The 15,852-nt window shown below is 69.6% G+C and carries 13 protein-coding genes and 1 pseudogene; 7 read left to right on the forward strand and 7 right to left on the reverse strand.

Features of this window, described 5'->3' with window-relative positions:
- The 4 genes and pseudogenes from ASC98_RS31345 to ASC98_RS20050 form a co-directional block, all read right to left on the reverse strand.
- A pseudogene (locus ASC98_RS31345) lies at positions 1-720 on the reverse strand (hypothetical protein); the annotation flags it as partial.
- A gap of 176 nt (positions 721-896) precedes the next feature.
- Positions 897-3,068: a coagulation factor 5/8 type domain-containing protein gene (locus tag ASC98_RS20040; protein ID WP_082542342.1), complete on the reverse strand. Its 2,172-nt coding sequence runs from the start codon at positions 3,066-3,068 to the stop codon at positions 897-899.
- A 351-nt stretch (positions 3,069-3,419) separates the two neighbouring features.
- Positions 3,420-5,366 (reverse strand): glycosyl hydrolase family 18 protein, encoded by a 1,947-nt coding sequence (locus tag ASC98_RS20045; RefSeq protein WP_235581329.1) that lies wholly within the window; start codon positions 5,364-5,366, stop codon positions 3,420-3,422.
- A 181-nt stretch (positions 5,367-5,547) separates the two neighbouring features.
- Positions 5,548-5,955, reverse strand: coding sequence for a VOC family protein (locus ASC98_RS20050; protein WP_056812313.1), 408 nt, complete (start codon positions 5,953-5,955; stop codon positions 5,548-5,550).
- Positions 5,956-6,065: 110 nt separating this feature from the next.
- Between ASC98_RS20050 and ASC98_RS20055 the strand changes: the two genes are divergently transcribed.
- The 4 genes from ASC98_RS20055 to ASC98_RS32145 all read left to right on the forward strand — a co-directional run bounded on the left by ASC98_RS20055 (position 6,066) and on the right by ASC98_RS32145 (position 9,843).
- The gene (locus tag ASC98_RS20055; protein WP_056812319.1) at positions 6,066-6,572 is read left to right on the forward strand and encodes a hypothetical protein; all 507 of its coding nucleotides are present in this window, start codon (positions 6,066-6,068) and stop codon (positions 6,570-6,572) included.
- A gap of 117 nt (positions 6,573-6,689) precedes the next feature.
- The gene (locus ASC98_RS20060) at positions 6,690-7,274 is read left to right on the forward strand and encodes a TetR/AcrR family transcriptional regulator (protein ID WP_056812321.1); all 585 of its coding nucleotides are present in this window, start codon (positions 6,690-6,692) and stop codon (positions 7,272-7,274) included.
- 82 nt (positions 7,275-7,356) lie between these two features.
- Entirely contained in the window at positions 7,357-8,106 is a 750-nt protein-coding gene (locus ASC98_RS20065) for an SDR family NAD(P)-dependent oxidoreductase (protein WP_056820403.1), read from the forward strand.
- A 165-nt stretch (positions 8,107-8,271) separates the two neighbouring features.
- The gene (locus ASC98_RS32145; RefSeq protein ID WP_056812324.1) at positions 8,272-9,843 is read left to right on the forward strand and encodes a methyl-accepting chemotaxis protein; all 1,572 of its coding nucleotides are present in this window, start codon (positions 8,272-8,274) and stop codon (positions 9,841-9,843) included.
- A 48-nt stretch (positions 9,844-9,891) separates the two neighbouring features.
- On the opposite strand, the gene ASC98_RS20075 is transcribed toward ASC98_RS32145, so the two are convergent.
- Complete coding sequence (locus tag ASC98_RS20075; protein WP_056812327.1) at positions 9,892-10,776, reverse strand: LysR family transcriptional regulator; 885 nt, start codon at positions 10,774-10,776, stop codon at positions 9,892-9,894.
- A 96-nt stretch (positions 10,777-10,872) separates the two neighbouring features.
- On the opposite strand from ASC98_RS20075, the gene argC reads away from it, so the two are divergent.
- From argC to ASC98_RS20090, 3 genes are read left to right on the forward strand one after another with little or no spacing between them, the layout of a single operon-like run.
- Positions 10,873-11,844 (forward strand): N-acetyl-gamma-glutamyl-phosphate reductase, encoded by a 972-nt coding sequence (gene argC / locus ASC98_RS20080; protein WP_056812330.1) that lies wholly within the window; start codon positions 10,873-10,875, stop codon positions 11,842-11,844.
- Positions 11,841-13,061 carry an acetylornithine transaminase gene (locus tag ASC98_RS20085; RefSeq protein ID WP_056812332.1) on the forward strand — a complete coding sequence of 407 codons (1,221 nt, stop codon included), beginning with the start codon at positions 11,841-11,843 and terminating at the stop codon, positions 13,059-13,061. Before argC ends, ASC98_RS20085 begins: the two co-directional genes overlap by 4 nt.
- A 51-nt stretch (positions 13,062-13,112) precedes the next feature.
- Complete coding sequence (locus ASC98_RS20090; protein WP_056812334.1) at positions 13,113-13,961, forward strand: alpha/beta fold hydrolase; 849 nt, start codon at positions 13,113-13,115, stop codon at positions 13,959-13,961.
- Here ASC98_RS20090 and ASC98_RS20095 read toward each other — a convergent pair.
- Positions 13,947-14,837 (reverse strand): PEP-CTERM sorting domain-containing protein, encoded by an 891-nt coding sequence (locus tag ASC98_RS20095; protein WP_082542344.1) that lies wholly within the window; start codon positions 14,835-14,837, stop codon positions 13,947-13,949. The genes ASC98_RS20090 and ASC98_RS20095 overlap by 15 nt on opposite strands.
- Complete coding sequence (locus ASC98_RS20100; RefSeq protein ID WP_162249365.1) at positions 14,834-15,769, reverse strand: PEP-CTERM sorting domain-containing protein; 936 nt, start codon at positions 15,767-15,769, stop codon at positions 14,834-14,836. Before ASC98_RS20100 ends, ASC98_RS20095 begins: the two co-directional genes overlap by 4 nt.
- Between the last annotated feature and the right edge of the window lie 83 nt (positions 15,770-15,852).

Genomic DNA, 15,852 nt, shown 5'->3' on the forward strand with positions numbered 1-15,852 from the left:
GTCCGTCTTGTTGAAGAACGGCTCGGGCATCAACAGGTTCGAGTTGAACAGGTTCTCCCAGACGGTGTTCTCCAGCGTGTTGGCCGCGAGCGTCAGGTCGGCGTCCGAGATCGCTTCGTCGGAATAGAACGCGAAGTGGGCCGACTCCTTGACGAGCCTGAAGCTGGCCTGGTCGGGGTTCGGGCCGCCGGCGCGCCAGGTGCCCGGCGTGACGGTGGGCTTCGGGGTGGTGCCGGGGGCAGCCCAGGTGGTCAGCGTGCTGCCTGGGTCGACCACCGACGGGGCCGGTGCGGGTGCGGGTGCGGGAGTGGGAGCCGGTGCAGGCGCAGGTGCCGGTGCAGGGGTCGGTGCAGGGGTCGGTGCTGGCGCTGGTGCGGGAGTTGGTGCAGGCGCTGGAGCCGGCGCAGGTGCCGGGGCCGGGGCCGGGGCCGGCGCTGCCACCAGCGGACCGATCGCGCAGGCCTTCTTCTTGCCGACGATCGGGTCGCCGAAGGTCGCGTTGGTGCAGGCGATCGTGCCCGACTTCGCCTTCACCACCCACTTGCCTTGCGCGCCGTACGACACCTGGCGCGGCTTGGAGCCCACCGCGCAGTTGGTGCGCTCGCTGGCGCAGAAGGTGTAGCCGCTCGGCCAGTCCGCCGCGAAGGCCGGTGCGGCCAACGTGCTGCCCACCACCGTCGCCGCGGCGGCGACGATCGTCATGCGATTCATCTTCTTCATCCTCATCCCCTTGTGTGATTTCGGTCCACCCGAAAGTGGCGCGATTCTGGGAGACGTCGGCAAGTCAGTGATGACCGCGGCATTCCGGAGATCTGCCCGTCTGTCATCAAACGTAAGGCCCAAAAACAAAAGCCCCCGGCTCGTGCCGGGGGCTCGTTTCAGGGAAGAACGTCGGGTTACGGGAAGGTGGTCACCGTCGGCGTGAACGACGCATTGCAGCCGGTCTGCGAGCCGGTGTTGTTGATGACGTGGACGATGCCGCCGTTGCCCCCCAGGCACACCGAGATCATGTCGTGGAAGCGCACGCCCGACGTGGTCGGCACCTCGATGGCGCGGTCGAGCAGGATGCCGCCATTCGTGAACACGCTGTAGATGCCCAGGCCCCAGGCCTCATGGCTGGTCACGTTGTTCGACACCTTGTACGACGCCCAGCCGCGGCCCGTCGTGCTGTTCCAGGCCGACTGGCTCGGCGGGTCGTACGGGATCTCCGACTGGTAGAAGTACACGCGCCCGCCGTTGCCGTTCCACACCACCTGGTGCTGCTGGAAATGCTCGACGAACAGGCCGTAGATGGTCACGTCGTTGCCGTTCACCCACAGGCCGTTGGCCGACGGGTTGTCGGTCCAGCTGACGCCGTCGCCATGGTCGGCACGCCACAGCCAGGTGTGGTCGACGATCGTGTTGTTGGCATTGATGCTCAACGCGATGCCGACCCGGCCGGCCGCCGCGCCGCCGATGCGGAAGAACAGGTCGTGCAGCGCGATCGGGTTGGCCGCATGGCTGGCGCTGGCGCCGTTCGGGCCGACCTCCATCAGCACGCCCGATTCGGCACGGCCCGCATCGAGGAACAGGCCCGAGATGGTGAGGCCGTCCACGTCGGCCGTCTTGATCAGCGGTTGCCCGTTGTCGGACCGCAGCGTGGCAAAGCCCAGCCCCAGGATCACCGTGTTGGGGTTGTTCACCTGCAGCGTCTGCGTCAGCACGTAGGTGCCGGGCGTGAACAGGATGTGCTTGCCCGCCGCCAGCTGCGCGTTGAGGGTGGCCGCACTGTCGCTCGGCTTCGCAAGGAAGAAGCTGCCGATCGGCAGCGTGGTGCCCGGCGTGGTGGCGCCGTTGCTCCAGCTGATGCCGGCGCTGTTGGTGCTCAGTGCCGGCACGCGCACCGCATAGCTGCCGTTGGCATCGATGAACAGGTACGGCTTCTCGCGGATGACCGGCGTCTGCGCGATCTTGGTGTAGCGCTGGCCCTGCGTCGGGAAGTTGCCGGCCGGTGCGTTCGGCACGCCGACGAACACCATGTTCCAGTTCGAGCCGCTCCAGCTGCCCCACTGGCTGTTGCGCGAGATCCATTGCTGCTGCGACGCCGAGTTGACGTTGCCGTCGACCAGCACGTCGGAGAACCAGCCGCCGCTCGACCAGCCGTTGTTCTGGTTCAGCTTGATGTTGCCGCGCACGTGCATGCGGCGGAACGGAATCGCCTGCGAGACGGCCCACTGCATCGTGTTGTTGCCGATGCCCTGGCTGGGCGTGACCGAGAAGTTCTCGGCGCCGCGCCAGAAGTTCTGGGTCGCGTTGTCGCCGCCGAGGAAGGCGTTGGAGCGCAGGTCGCCGTTGACGTGCACCTGGTCCGGGTGGCTGCCCAGGCCCAGCACCTGGGTGTAGAAGCCCACCGGGATGCGCAGGTTGTTGTAGGTGCCCGGCGTCAGCAGGATCGCATCGCGGCGCGGGCCGAAGTGGTTCGGCTGCTGCGCGTTGTAGATGCCGTCGATCTGCCCCTGCAGGTTCGGCGTCGACGGGTTGAAGACGTGCACGTTCGGGCCGAAGTCGGGCGTCGTGCCGGTCGGCGGGTTGGTCGGCGGGTTGGTCGGCGGGGTCGTCGTGGTGTCCGACAGCACGAACTGCTCCCAGGCCTGCACCGTGGGGCGGTCGGCGACAAGGAAGCCGCCGCGGTTCAGGTCGGCGCTGACGTAGAGACCGGTCGTCGCCGAGCGGATCGCGACCGTGCCGTTGGCCTGCGTCTCCAGCGTGAACTGCTCCCACGCGTTGATGGCCCCGCGGTTCGAGATCAGGCGGTTCGTGTTCGGCGCGCCGAGGCCCTGGTCGGCGGACACGATGTTGCCGCTGATGGTGGCCCGGAACGAGACCGTGCCGTTGCCGTTGCGGATGACGTCGAAGTCTTCCCAGGTGCTGGCGACGGGTGCGGTCGCGTTCAGGAACGAGGTTCCGGTCGCGGTGGCGCTGACGAAGTTGTTGTTGGCGACGGCGCGAAGGGTCGCTGCGTCTGCCGTGGCGCCAAAGGCGCCCAGCATCGCGGCCATCGCGACGACCTGTCGGGTACTCCACTGCATGTGCTCTTCTCCTTGAAGGTGTTGTCTGCTTCCGCGCGTGCACCGCACCTCGTGGCGAGGCCGCACCGTGGCAAGTCATCCCAATCTATGAGCCCGCCGGATTGATTCCTGTGTCCCTTTGCAAGACTCGTACTGCCGGAGACCTCGAAAAGTGGAACCGATTCCAGTCAGGTGGGCGATTTGATCATTCCTGGAGGGCGAGCGCCCGAGGGTAAGTCCGGACTTTCGTGTGTATCAGGGTGTTGTCTCCAACCGACTCTTCGCCCCGAAACGAAAAAGGCCCGCCCCGGTGAGGGCAGGCCCTTTGACGCGCAGGCCGCACACCGGTGGGGTGTGCGATGGCGGCGTGGCTTACTTCGCGGCGGCGGTCGCCTTCATCAGCTCGCCGTTCAGGTCACCGTCCAGCGACCAGCTGAAGATGCCGCCCAGGCCCTTGGACTTCAGGTAGTTGATCTTGGTCTGGATCACTTCCGGCGTGTCGTAGCTCCAGAAGTTCGTGCCGTCGAACTTGTAGCTCTGCTTCGTCACCGGGTGCACATACACCGTGCCCGGGGCGCTCTTCAGGACCTTGTAGTCCTCGATGCCCGCCTCGTAGGTGCCGCGTGCCGGCGACGTGGCCTTCTGGTACAGCCCGTTGTTGACGTTGGGCACGCCCGTCCAACCGCGGCCGTAGAACGGAATGCCGAGGTTGATCTTGCCCGCCGGCATGCCGGACTGCAGCAGGATGCCCACCGCTTCGTCGATGTTGTAGTACGACGCGACGGAGCGCACGCCCGGCTTCAACGGATCGTAGTAGTTCGGGCCCGACGGATCCGGATAGAGGTTCGACTGGAAGTCGGTCGGGCCTTGCGGCTCGAACCCACCGTGGAAGTCGTAGCTCATCAGGTTGACCCAGTCCATGTACTGCCCGTACTGGCCCGGCTCGGTGGCGTCGATCTTGTCCTTGCCCGAGCCGAGCGCCGCGGTCAGCAGGTAGTGCTTGCCGTTGATCGCATCGAGCTGGGTGCGGAACTCCTTCATCAGCAGCGTGAAGTTGTGGCGATCCGCCGCGCTCACGGTGTTGTACGGCTGGCCGATCACGGCCGGGAATTCCCAGTCGATGTCGATGCCGTCGAACACGCCCGCCAGCACGCCGTCGCCGCCCTTGCCGCTGTAGGCCGGCAGGTTGCCCTTGATGTAGATGTTCAGGCAGGAACTCACCAGCTGCTTGCGCAGCGCGTCGGTCTGCGAGGCGGCGGAGAACCACTTCGACCACGTCCAGCCGCCGAGCGAGATCAGCACCTTCAGGTTCGGGTACTTCGCCTTGAGGCCCTTCAGCTCGTTGAAGGAACCGGCCAGCTTCGAGTCCCACGTGGGCGCGGCGCCGACCAGGCGCAACGGCGTGCGGCCGTAGTCGGCCCAGGCGTCGCCACCGGTGCCGGCGCTCGGATCGTTCGGGTTCGTCGCACCCGGCTCGAGCTTGTCGATGCCTTGCGCGCACTCGTAGCCGCCGTTCTTCTGGTAGATGTTCGCGAACGCGTAGTTCACGAAGGTCATCGAGCCGGCCGAGCCCGACGAGATCATGTCGGCGACTTCATAGCCGCGGCCGTACACGCCCCACTGCGTGAAGTACGAGCCGACCTGGCGGCCGCCGGGCGCAGGTGCCGGGGCGGGCGCGGGGGCCGGAGCCGGTGCGGGCGCCGGGGCCGGCGACGGCGCGGGAGCCGGTGCGGGGGCCGGCGCGGGTGACGGCGCAGGCGCAGGCGCGGGAGCAGGCGCCGGTGCACCGGCGCAGTTGCCGACGGCGGTCCACGGCTGGCCGCTGCCGGCCGGGCCGCTGCTGGACGCCGGGTTGTTGTTCTGCGTCCAGTAGTTGGCCTTGTAGTTCACGCCGTTGTAGCTGACGGTCGCGCCGCTGGTGTAGGCGGTGCCGGACACCCACGCGAGGTAGCAGGTGCCGCCGGGGTTCGGCGCGGGGGCCGGTGCGGGCGCCGGGCTCGGCGCCGGCGCGGGTGCGGGCGACGGGGCGGGTGCTGGCGCCGGTGCCGGCGCGCTGCCGTTCGTCGGCGACCACAGCGACGGCGTGGCCTCCGGCGTCCAGTTCGTGCCGGCCCATGCGGTGTGCGTGACGAGCGCGACATAGTCGCGGCCGCCATAGCTCACCACCGTGCCGACGGTGTAGGTGACGCCTTCGCGCCAGGCGGGCGCGCTGGACTGCGCCAGTTGCACGTCGCTGCTCCACGCACCTTGCACGTCGTGGGCCGACGCGGCCTGGACCTGCCCCCACAGGCTGCCGATCGCGACGGCAACCATGCTCATTCCCAGTGTTTTCTTCATCTCTCTGATCTCCGGTTGAGATGCATCACAAAAACCAGGGAGGGAGTGTGCTGGTACTGGATTGGTATTCCTACCTCGGTTTCTCAAAGATACCAATTCAAACCGGTTGCAAAAGCAGGAGTCACTGCGCACATCGCGCGCCGGCGGCGCGCCCCGGGCGCGGTCACGTCGCGGGCATCGCGGCCGGGTCCATCCAGAGCGCGCCCCACAGGTGCCCGTCGGGATCCGCGAGGTCGCGGCCGTACATCGCGCCATGGTCCTGCACCGGGTTCACGTCGGCCTGGCCGCCGTGTCCGGCAGCGGCCTGGTTCATCCGGTCGACGGCCTCCCGGCTGTCCAGCGACAGCGCGAGCATCACCTGGCTGGTGCCGGCCGGCGAGATCGGTCGATCGGTGAAGCTGCGCCACTTGGCATGGGTGAGCAGCATCGCGTGGATCGTCTCGCTCCACACCATGCAGGCGGCGGTGTCGTCGCTGAATTGCGGGTTCTGCGCAAATCCCAGCGCCTTGTAGAAGGCGACCGAGGCGCTCAGGTCGGTGACCGGCAGGCTCACGAGGATCATCTTTGTCACGGGGGTCTCCTGGGTGATGTCAAAAACGGGCGAAGCCTCTGCGCTTCGCAGGCTCCACTCCCACGACGTTCGGCCGCTGTTCTAATCGACAGCCACACGAGGAGGACCCGATGACCGACCCCACCGCCACGCCCGCCGTGGCCGCTGCTCCCGCTTCCATCGCCGCCGCTGCCGTGGCGCCGACACCGCGTGCGCTGGCCGAATCGATGCCGCTCGTGCAGGCGGGCGCGCGCTGGTTCTGGTGGATCGCCGGCCTGTCGGCGGTGAACGTCGGGATGCAGCATTCGGGCAGCGACACCCACTTCGTCGTCGGCCTGGGCATCACCGGCGTCGTCGATGCGGTGTTCTCCGGGCTGCCGGTTGCCGGCCTGGTGCTGGACGCGCTGGTGCTGGCCTTCTTCTTCGCGATGGGCCTGGTGGCGCAGCGCGGCAGCCTGCGGGCTTTCTACATCGGCGGCGGCGTGTACGCACTCGACGCGCTGCTGTACCTGGCCGCGGCCGACTGGCTGCCGGTCGGCTTCCACGTGCTGGTGCTCTTCTTCGTCGGCAAGGGCGCGCTCGCCCTGCGCGAGGCGCTGCGGGCGCAGCCGCCCGCCGTGCCCGGCGCGGCCGCATGACGGGAAGGCCGGTCGACGCCTTGTGCCCGGCGACCGCGATCCTCACACACCGGCCATCCGGCCGACGGGTTCGGCGTCGACGTTGACCGATCAGTCAAATTAGGCCTAGAATCGGCCATGCCCCGCGAACGCCACTTCTCCGAACCCGAAGTCCTGGACCGCCTGACCGACGTCTTCAGCACGCACGGCTACACCGGCACCAGCCTGGCCCTGCTGCAGGAAGCCACCGGCCTGGGCAAGCAGAGTCTCTACAACACCTTCGGCGACAAGCAGGCCATGTACCTGCAGGCCATCGACTGCGCAGTGCAACGCGGTGCGCAGGTCGCCGCGGCGATGCAGGCCGCGAAGGACGGGCGCACGGCGCTGGCGCTCCAGTTCGATGCCATGGTGCAGAGCTGCGCCAGCGACGACCCGGCGCAGAGGGCCTGCATCGTGACCGGCGGCCTGCTCGAAGGCCTGGACGAAGCGCCGTTGACATGGGCATTGACGAGCCGCTGGCAGGCCAGCCACGAAATGCTGCGCTCGACGGTGGAGCGCGGGCAGCGCGACGGCTCGATCCGCAGCACGGCAGCGTCGGCCGAGCTGGCCGAAGTGCTGATCGCGCTGGTCAGCGGCCTGCGCGTCGCCGCGCGCGCCGGGCGCAGTCGCGCCCAGATGGAGCGCCTCGTCGCGCTCACGTTCGGGGTCCTCGACATGGCGTGAGCCCCCGCCCCACCCCCCGCTGGCCGCTCGCGCGGCCTTTCTTTCCACTTTTATTGACCGATTGGTCTATTTGGAGAACATCATGAGCAGATCCCTCGAAGGAAAAATCGCCCTGGTCACCGGGGCCTCGCGTGGCATCGGTGCCGCCATCGCACAACGGCTGGCCGCCGACGGTGCCGAGCTGGTGCTGCACTACGGCAGCGGCCGGGCCGAAGCCGAGGCGCTGGCCGCGTCGTTGCGCGACGCCGGTCACACCGCGCACCTGCTGCAGGCCGACCTGGCCGCGGTCGACGGCGGCCGGCAACTGGTCGAACGCCTCGCGGCGTTGCAGCTGCCGCGCATCGACATCCTGGTCAACAACGCCGGCGTCGCGCTGTTTGCCGGGCTGGCCGACACGCGCGCGGAGGCGTTCGAGACGCTCGTCGGCGTGAACATGCGCAGCCTGTTCTTCATCACGCAGGGCGTGGTGCCGCTGATGCCCGACGGCGGACGCATCGTCAACATCGGCACCGCGGCGACGCGCATCGCCTTTCCGGGCATCACCGCCTACTCGGCCAGCAAGGGCTTCGTCGATGCGCTGACCCTTCAACTGGCGGCCGAACTGGGGCCGCGGGGCATCACCGTCAACGTGGTCGCTCCCGGCGCCATCGACACCCGCATGAGCGCCTGGATCCATGGCCCCGGCGGCAAGGAAACGCTGGCGCAGGTGCAGGCCCTGCCGGGCATCGGCCAGCCGGCGCACATCGCCGGCGTGGTGGCCTTCCTCGCCGGGCCGGACGGCGCGTGGACCACCGGGCAGGTGGTCGACGCCAGCGGCGGCACCAAGCTGTAGGCACCTGCCGGGTCGGCGTCGCGTGCCGCCGGCCGCGCGGCAGCGGGGCGCCTGCCCATGCCGGTGTCGGATGCACTTGAGCGGTGCATTCGTGCTCAAGTGAGCTCCGAGGCGACCGATAGAACGGCATGGCGCCGTGCTATCGGCCGCCCCATGGAGCCGTCAATGAAGAGCTTTCTCAATCTCAAGATCGGCGTGCGCCTCGCGGTGGCCTTCGCCTTCGTGCTCGTGCTGCTCGCGGCCGTCGTCGGCGCCGGCCTGCAACGGCTGACCGACCTGCGCGACCAGCTGAACCTGGTCGTGGACAACCGCTATCCGAAGGTGCTGCTCGCGGTCGACATCAAGAACGATGTCAATGCCATCGTGCGCAGCGTGCGCGCGATGCTGATCGACAAGGATGCGCAGAGCCTGCGCAAGACCGCAGCCGACCTCGCCGCGGCGCAGGGCCGGATCACCGAGTCCATCGACGGGCTCGATCGCACGCTGCAGGCGCCCGAGACGCGGCGCATCCTCGCCGACGTGAAGGAATCTCGCGCGGTTTTCGTCGCCGACCAGCAGGCCTTCAAGGACCTGCTCGCCGCCGGCAACAACGACGCGGCCGTCGAGCTGGTGCTCGGCAAGATGCGCAAGGACCAGCACAGCTACCAATCGGCGCTCGACGCGCTGCTCGCGGAGCTGGGCCGCCAGTTCAAGGACGCGGGCGAAGCGGGGAACACCGCGTATCAGGTCGGCCGGACCGTGATGCTCGTGCTCGGTGCCGCGGCGATCGGCCTGGCGGTGCTGATGGCCTGGATCGTCACGCGCTCGATCACGCGTCCGATCGGCCGTGCGGTGCAGGTGGCGCAGCGCGTCGCTTCCGGTGACCTCGGCTCCGACATCCAGGTCGACACGAAGGACGAGACCGGGCAGTTGCTGCAGGCGCTGAAGGAGATGAATGCCAGCCTGCTGCGCATCGTCGCCGAGGTGCGGCAGAGCAGCGACGGCATCGCCACCGGCTCCGGCCAGATCGCGATGGGCAACCAGGACCTGAGCCAGCGCACCGAAGAACAGGCGTCGAACCTGCAGCAGACGGCGGCCTCGATGGAACAGCTGACCGGCACCGTTCGCAACAACGCCGACACCGCCCGCACCGCGAGCGAAGTGGCCGATGCGGCGCGCCGCGTGGCCGCCGAAGGTGGCGAGGTGGTGGAGCGGGTCGTGCACACGATGGCCGAGATCGCCGAAGCCAGCCGGAAGATCGCCGACATCACCGGCGTGATCGACGGCATCGCGTTCCAGACCAACATCCTCGCGCTCAACGCCGCGGTGGAGGCGGCGCGGGCCGGCGAACAGGGCCGCGGCTTCGCGGTTGTGGCCGGCGAAGTGCGCACGCTCGCACAACGCAGCGCCCAAGCGGCCCGCGAGATCAAGGCCCTGATCGGCGACAGCTCGGGCAAGGTCGCGACCGGCGGCCGGCTGGTCGGCGATGCCGGCCGCACGATGACCGAGATCGTGTCGCAGGTGCGCCGCGTCAACGACATGCTGTCGGAGATCAGCAGCGCCACCGAGGAGCAGACGACCGGCATCGGCCAGGTCAACGACGCGGTGTTGCAGCTCGACCAGGTGACGCAGCAGAACGCGGCGCTGGTCGAGGAATCGGCGGCCGCCGCGGAGAGCCTGAAGCAACAGGCTGCGCGGCTGGTGAGTGCGGTGTCGGTGTTCCGGTTGGGAACGGCCGAGCGCGCGCTGCCGGCCTGACGCTTCGCCGGCGACTGTGCGGTCTTCTGCCCGCCGTGTTGACAGGCCTTAGCGCTGCCGGATCGCTGCCAGCGCGTCGAGCATGTGCCGCGTCGCGGGCTCCGGCTTTCCGGCCCGGTGCGCGAGGCCCAGCGGGCGCCACAGGCGCGGCGTGAGCGGCGCGATCGCGATGCGCTTGTCCACCGTGGCCGCGCCCTCCTCGCGCGGCAACAGCGCGGCGCCATAGCCGGCCGCCACCAGGCTCTTGATCGCGTCGTTGTAGTTCAGCTCGATGCGCGCCTGCGGCTGCTCGCCGGCGGCGGCGAACCAGTCCATCGTCATGCGGTGCAGGCGGGTGGTGGCATCGTTGAGGATCAGCGGGCGGGACGCGAGCCAGACCGGCGTGATCGCGCGCGGCAGCGTCCAGGTGCGCGGCACGAAGGCCATCACCGGGTCGCGGCGCCACGGCACGATCTGCAGCCCCGGAACGGCCGCCTGCGGCAAGGCCACCAGGCCGATGTCGAGCGTGCCGCCCTGCAGGCGCGACAAGGCCTCCTGCGACGTCAGCACCGCGACCTGCACGTCGATGCCGGGGTGGTCCCGGCCCATCGTCTCCAGCGCCTGCGGCAGCAGCCAGGCCAGCGCGCCGGTGGACGCACCCAACCGCACGCGGCCGGCACGGCCTTCGACCTGGTGGGCCACGTCCTCGAGCGCCGCGTCCACATCGACCAGCAGGCGGCGGGCGCGCTCGACCAGCCCCTCGCCGATGCCGGTGGCCACCACGCGCTGGCGCTGGCGCAGCAGCAGCGGCGCGCCGAGGCGCGACTCGAGTTCGGCCACATGCAGGCTGACGGTCGGCGCGGCCAGGTGCAGCGCGCGCGCCGCGGCGGCAAACGAGCCGAGCTCGGCGATGGTCACCAGCGTGCGCAGCTGGTCGAGCTTCAGTTCTCTCATGGTCGTTCAGGCTTCATGAACTTCGGGTTCATGACATTCAACTTTACCAATCCTCGGCGCAGCCGCAAGCTCCGCTCCTCACTCCAGGAGCACCCCATGCGCGCGAGCGTTTTCATCGACGGCGACCAAGGCACCACCGGCCTGCAGATCCTGGCGCGGCTGTCCGGGCGACGCGACATCGCGCTCGTCACGCTGCCGGACGCGCTGCGCAAGGACCCCGCTGCGCGGGCAGCGGCGATCAACGATTGCGACGTCGCCGTGCTGTGCCTGCCCGACGAGGCGGCGCGCCAGGCGGTGGCCGGCATCCGCCATCCGCGCGTGCGCGTGATCGACGCGTCGTCGGCGCACCGCACCGATGCGGCCTGGGTCTACGGCTTTCCCGAAATGTCGCCGCAACAGGCCGGCCGCATCGCCGAGGCGCGGTTCGTCAGCAACCCGGGCTGCTACCCGACCGGTGCCGTCGCGCTGCTGCGCCCGCTGGTCGAGGCCGGCGTGCTGCGCGCCGACGCGCCGCTCAGCATCCATGCGATCTCCGGCTACTCGGGACGCGGGCGCGCCGGCATCGACGCCCACGAAGGCCCGGGCGCCGCGAGCGCGCTGCCGTTCCAGACCTACGGCCTGGCCTTGCAGCACAAGCATGTGCCCGAGATCCAGCAGCATGCGGGCTTGCAGGGCCGGCCGTTCTTCGTGCCGTCGTACGGCGCCTTCCGGCAGGGCATTGCGCTGACCATCCCGCTGCATGCATCGATGCTGCAGCGCCCGCTCACCGCGCAGGCGGTGCGCGAGCTGCTGATGCAGCGCTACCGCGATCACCGCCATGTGCAGGTGCTGGACGCCGAGCGCACGCAGGCGATGACCGGGCTGGACCCGCAAGCGCTCAACGGCAGCAACGACCTGCAGCTGGCGGTGTTCGGCAACGACGCCACGGGCCAGCTGCTGCTCGGCGCCGTCTTCGACAACCTTGGCAAGGGCGCCTCGGGCGCCGCGGTGCAGAACCTGGCGCTGATGCTGGGGCTGGACGAGGCGCCGACGATCGATGCCGATGAACTTCTGGAGGAGGCCGCATGACGCACCTGATGGACATCACCGCCCGGCCTGCGCCGGCGTTCGTGCGCGGCGACGGCAGCTGGCTGTGGGACGACCGCGGCCGGCGCCACCTCGACTTCGTGCAGGGCTGGGCCGTCAACACGCTCGGCCATGCGCCGGCCTGCATCCGCGACGCGCTGGCGCGGCAGTCCGCGTTGCTGCTGACGCCGAGCCCCGCCTTCCACAACCAGCCGGCGAGCGCACTGGCCGGCCTGCTGTGCGAGCACAGCGACTTCGACCAGGTGTTCTTCACCAACGGCGGCGCCGAAGCCAACGAAGGCGCGATCAAGCTGGCACGCAAGTGGGGGCAGCTGCACAAGGGCGGGGCCCACGAGATCATCACCTTCCGCGATGCCTTCCACGGCCGCACGCTGGCCACGATGTCGGCGTCGGGCAAGCCGGGCTGGGACCGCCACTTCGCGCCGCAGGTGCCGGGCTTCCCGAAGGCGGTGCTCAACGACCTGGCGTCGGTGCAGGCGCTGGTCGGCTCCACCACCGTGGCCATCCTGCTCGAGCCGGTGCAGGGCGAAAGCGGCGTCAACGCGGCCACGCCGGCCTTCCTGCAGGGCCTGCGCGCGTTGTGCGACCAGCACGGGCTGCTGCTGATCTTCGACGAGGTGCAGACCGGCATCGGCCGCCTCGGCACGCTGTTCGGCTACCAGCACTTCGGCGTCGTGCCGGACATCGCCACGCTGGCCAAGGGCCTGGGCGGCGGCGTGCCGATCGGTGCGCTGCTGGCCCGGCAACACGCCTGCGTGTTCGTCCACGGCGACCAGGGTGGCACCTTCAATGGCAACCCGCTGATGTGCGCGGTCGGCCTGTCGGTGCTGCAAGCGGTGCTGGCCGACGGCTTCCTGGCGGGGGTGCGCGCCACCGGCGAGCACCTGGGCGCGCGGCTGCAGGCGCTGTCGGCACGGCATGGGCTGGGCGAGGCCCGCGGCATCGGGCTGCTGCGCGCGCTGGACCTGGGCCGGCCCGTCGCGGCGGCCGTCGTCGCCCACGCCCGCGAGCGGCTGATGCTGGGCGGCGCTGCCGCCGACACCGGGCTGCTGCTCAACGCGCCACGGCCGTCGGTGCTGCGCTTCATGCCGTCGCTCACCGTGACGCCGGCCGAGGTCGACCTGATGGTCGACGGGCTGGCGGCGAGCCTCGAAGCCGTCGCCCCATCGCTCTCGCCGGAGATCACTGCGCCGCCCTGAGCCCATGGGCATGCGGATTGCCCCGAGCCGGGGCAACCTGCGGAGAAGACGATGGAGAAGATCGAACTCGCGGACCACGGCGTCGAGATCGCGGTGCGACGGGCCGGCGTCGCGAGCCGTCCGGCGCTGTTGCTGCTGCACGGCTGGCCCCATTCGCACGCGCTGTACGAGCCGGTGATCGATGCGCTGGCCGAGCGCTTCTTCGTGCTCGCGCCCGACTTGCCCGCGGTCGGCGAATCGCGCGGTGCGCCGAGCTCGGCCGAGAAGACGGTGCTCGCCGACGTGCTGCTCGCCGCCGCCGAGCGCGCGGGTGCGCACGACATCGTCGTCGCCGGCATCGACGTCGGCGGCATGATCGCGTTCGCCGCGGCCCGCGACCACGGCCGGCGCATCCGCGGCGCGGTCGTCACCAACACCGTCATCCCCGGGCTCGACCCGTGGGAGCAGCTGCTGGCCGATCCGCGCATCTGGCACTTCGCCTTCCACGCGATTCCCGAGCTGCCCGAGACGATGGTGCAGGGACGGCAGCGGCCCTACTTCGACTACTTCTGCGACCTGCTGGCCGGCCACAAGAGCGCAGTGACCGACGCGTACCGCGAGCGCTTTGCCGCGGCCTACGCGCGACCGCAGGCGTTGAAGGCCGGTTTCGACTGGTACCGCGCGCTCGCCGCCGATGCGAAGCACAACGCCCGCCCGAAGGCCATCGAGACGCCCCTGCTCTACCTGCGTGGCGACGCCGACGGCCGCTCGCCCGACGACTACCTGCCCGGCCTGCGCCGGGCCGGCGCGCGCGAACTCACGGCCGCGGTGCTGCCCGATTGCGGCGAGTTCGCGCCGCTCGAAGCGCCGCGGGCGTTCGTCGACGCGCTGGTGCGTTTTGCGCCGTCACTGCACGCCTGAGACCGTCGACCGGCGGCGCCACCCCAGCACGGCCAGGCCGACCAGCATCGCCAGCCAGGTGCTCGGTTCGGGGATGCCGGGCACGTCGGTCGCCGACGCCAGCAGCGACACCTCGAAGCTGCCGAACATCGACTGGTTGGATCGGTTGAAGATCGTCAGCGAAAGATGTCCGTCCGGATCGGTGCTGTACGCGAAATCGTCCGGCCCCGGCACACGGCCGAGGAAGGGCGCGTGGAAGTCCCTCGGGTCCTGGTTCAGGATGTTCGCGATGATGCCGATGCCGTTGATCCAGCCCAGGCTCGTGTTGTCGCGAAACGTGAGCCAGGCCGAGTTCGCGATGGTGTCCCGCGGGTTCGGCGTGGTGCTGTAGTTCACCACCGGCGCGAGCGGTACCGACGAGTCGAGCTTCAGCAGTCCGGACAGCGTGACGGAGCTGTTCGGGTCGAGCGTGAAGGCCCGTTGCCAATCGACAGAGGTCTCGACCCTGTCCGAATTCTTCTGGCGCGACACGTCGGCATGCAGGTGCCCGGGCTCCACCGCCACATGGCCGGACGGCGCGTCGGCGGCCACCGGATCCACGCCCCGGCTGTAGTTGCCGAACGGCTGGGTGCCGACGGCGCTGGCGACGAGGGCGCTCGACGAGAACGAGTTCTCGCGGAAGGAGGTCGACTGGTCGGCCCAGTAATGGACGGCGGTCGCCGACCCGGAGAAGCTGTTCGGCGTGATCCAGTGGCCGACGGTGCCGGCCGGCGAACTGCTGTCGGTGGACAGCCCGGTGATCGGGTCGAGCTGGAAGTCGGCAACGATGTTCTGGGCCCGGGCCGCGCCGGCCAGCCCGACGGCGGCCAGCACGATGAGCAAGAGGGGGGTCTTCATGCGGCACCTCCGACGACGGTGGCAGTGGGAGCGTTGTGCGCGGCGGCAGAAGCCCTGCGGCGCCAGCCCAGCACGCCCAGTCCCAGCAGCATCGCCGACCAGGCGGTGGGCTCGGGAATCGGCGAGATGAACGGCGCCACCGCGAACGCCCCGATGGACAGGCTGGTGAACATCAGCTCATTGGAATGGTTGAAGAGGGTCAGCGACAGGTGGCCCTGCTCGTCGCTGCTGTACGCGAAGTCGTCGACCGAACCGACGCGCCCGAGCGACGGCGACCCGGCCGGCAACCGCGGGTCGAAATTCATGATGCGGGCGATGAAGCCGATGCCGTTGGTCCAGCTCTGGCCATCGTCCAGCACGCTGTGGAACGACAGGACGCCGCGGTTCGCGTACTGCGGGTTCAGGTTGGGCGAAGCCTCGAAGGTGGTTGCCTTCGTCGTCGCCTGGTCGGCGTCGAGGGTTGCGGTGCCCGAGAAGGTGATGGCGGTGTGGGGCAGCAGCGAGAACGTGCGCTCCCACGTGACGCTGGCGTTGGACTCGTCCCACGGGTGCTCTCTCGTCACACCGGCCAGCATGTGGCCCGGTTCGACCAGCGAGTGGGCCGACGGCGAATCGGCGGCCAGCGCCGGCATGGTCTGGTCGCGCAGCGGGCCGAAGGGGTCGCCGTTCCTCGTCGCGAGCGGCAGCCCGGCCGCGGTGTAGCTGTCCTGGTTGGTCGATCTGCTGCCATCGGCCCAGGTGTAGTAGACGGTCGTGTAGCCGGTGTAGGCATTGGGCGTGAGCCACTCGCCGACACTGCCCGGCACCGGACTTCCGCTGCTCGACAGGCCGACCACCGGATCGAGCCGGAAGTCGGCGGAGGTCTCGTGGGCCTGTGCCGTGGCGGCCATGCCGGCCGACAGCAGCAGGGCGAACATCGTCGCTGTCTTCATCGCCTGTTTCATCGCCTCTCCCGGTGGTGGATCGATGCCCGATTGAAGGCGAAAAGACCGGTGCGGCGCAAGCCGTGGCCCTG

The sequence above is a fragment of the Rhizobacter sp. Root1238 genome, assembly GCF_001425825.1.
Taxonomy (GTDB): domain Bacteria; phylum Pseudomonadota; class Gammaproteobacteria; order Burkholderiales; family Burkholderiaceae_C; genus Rhizobacter.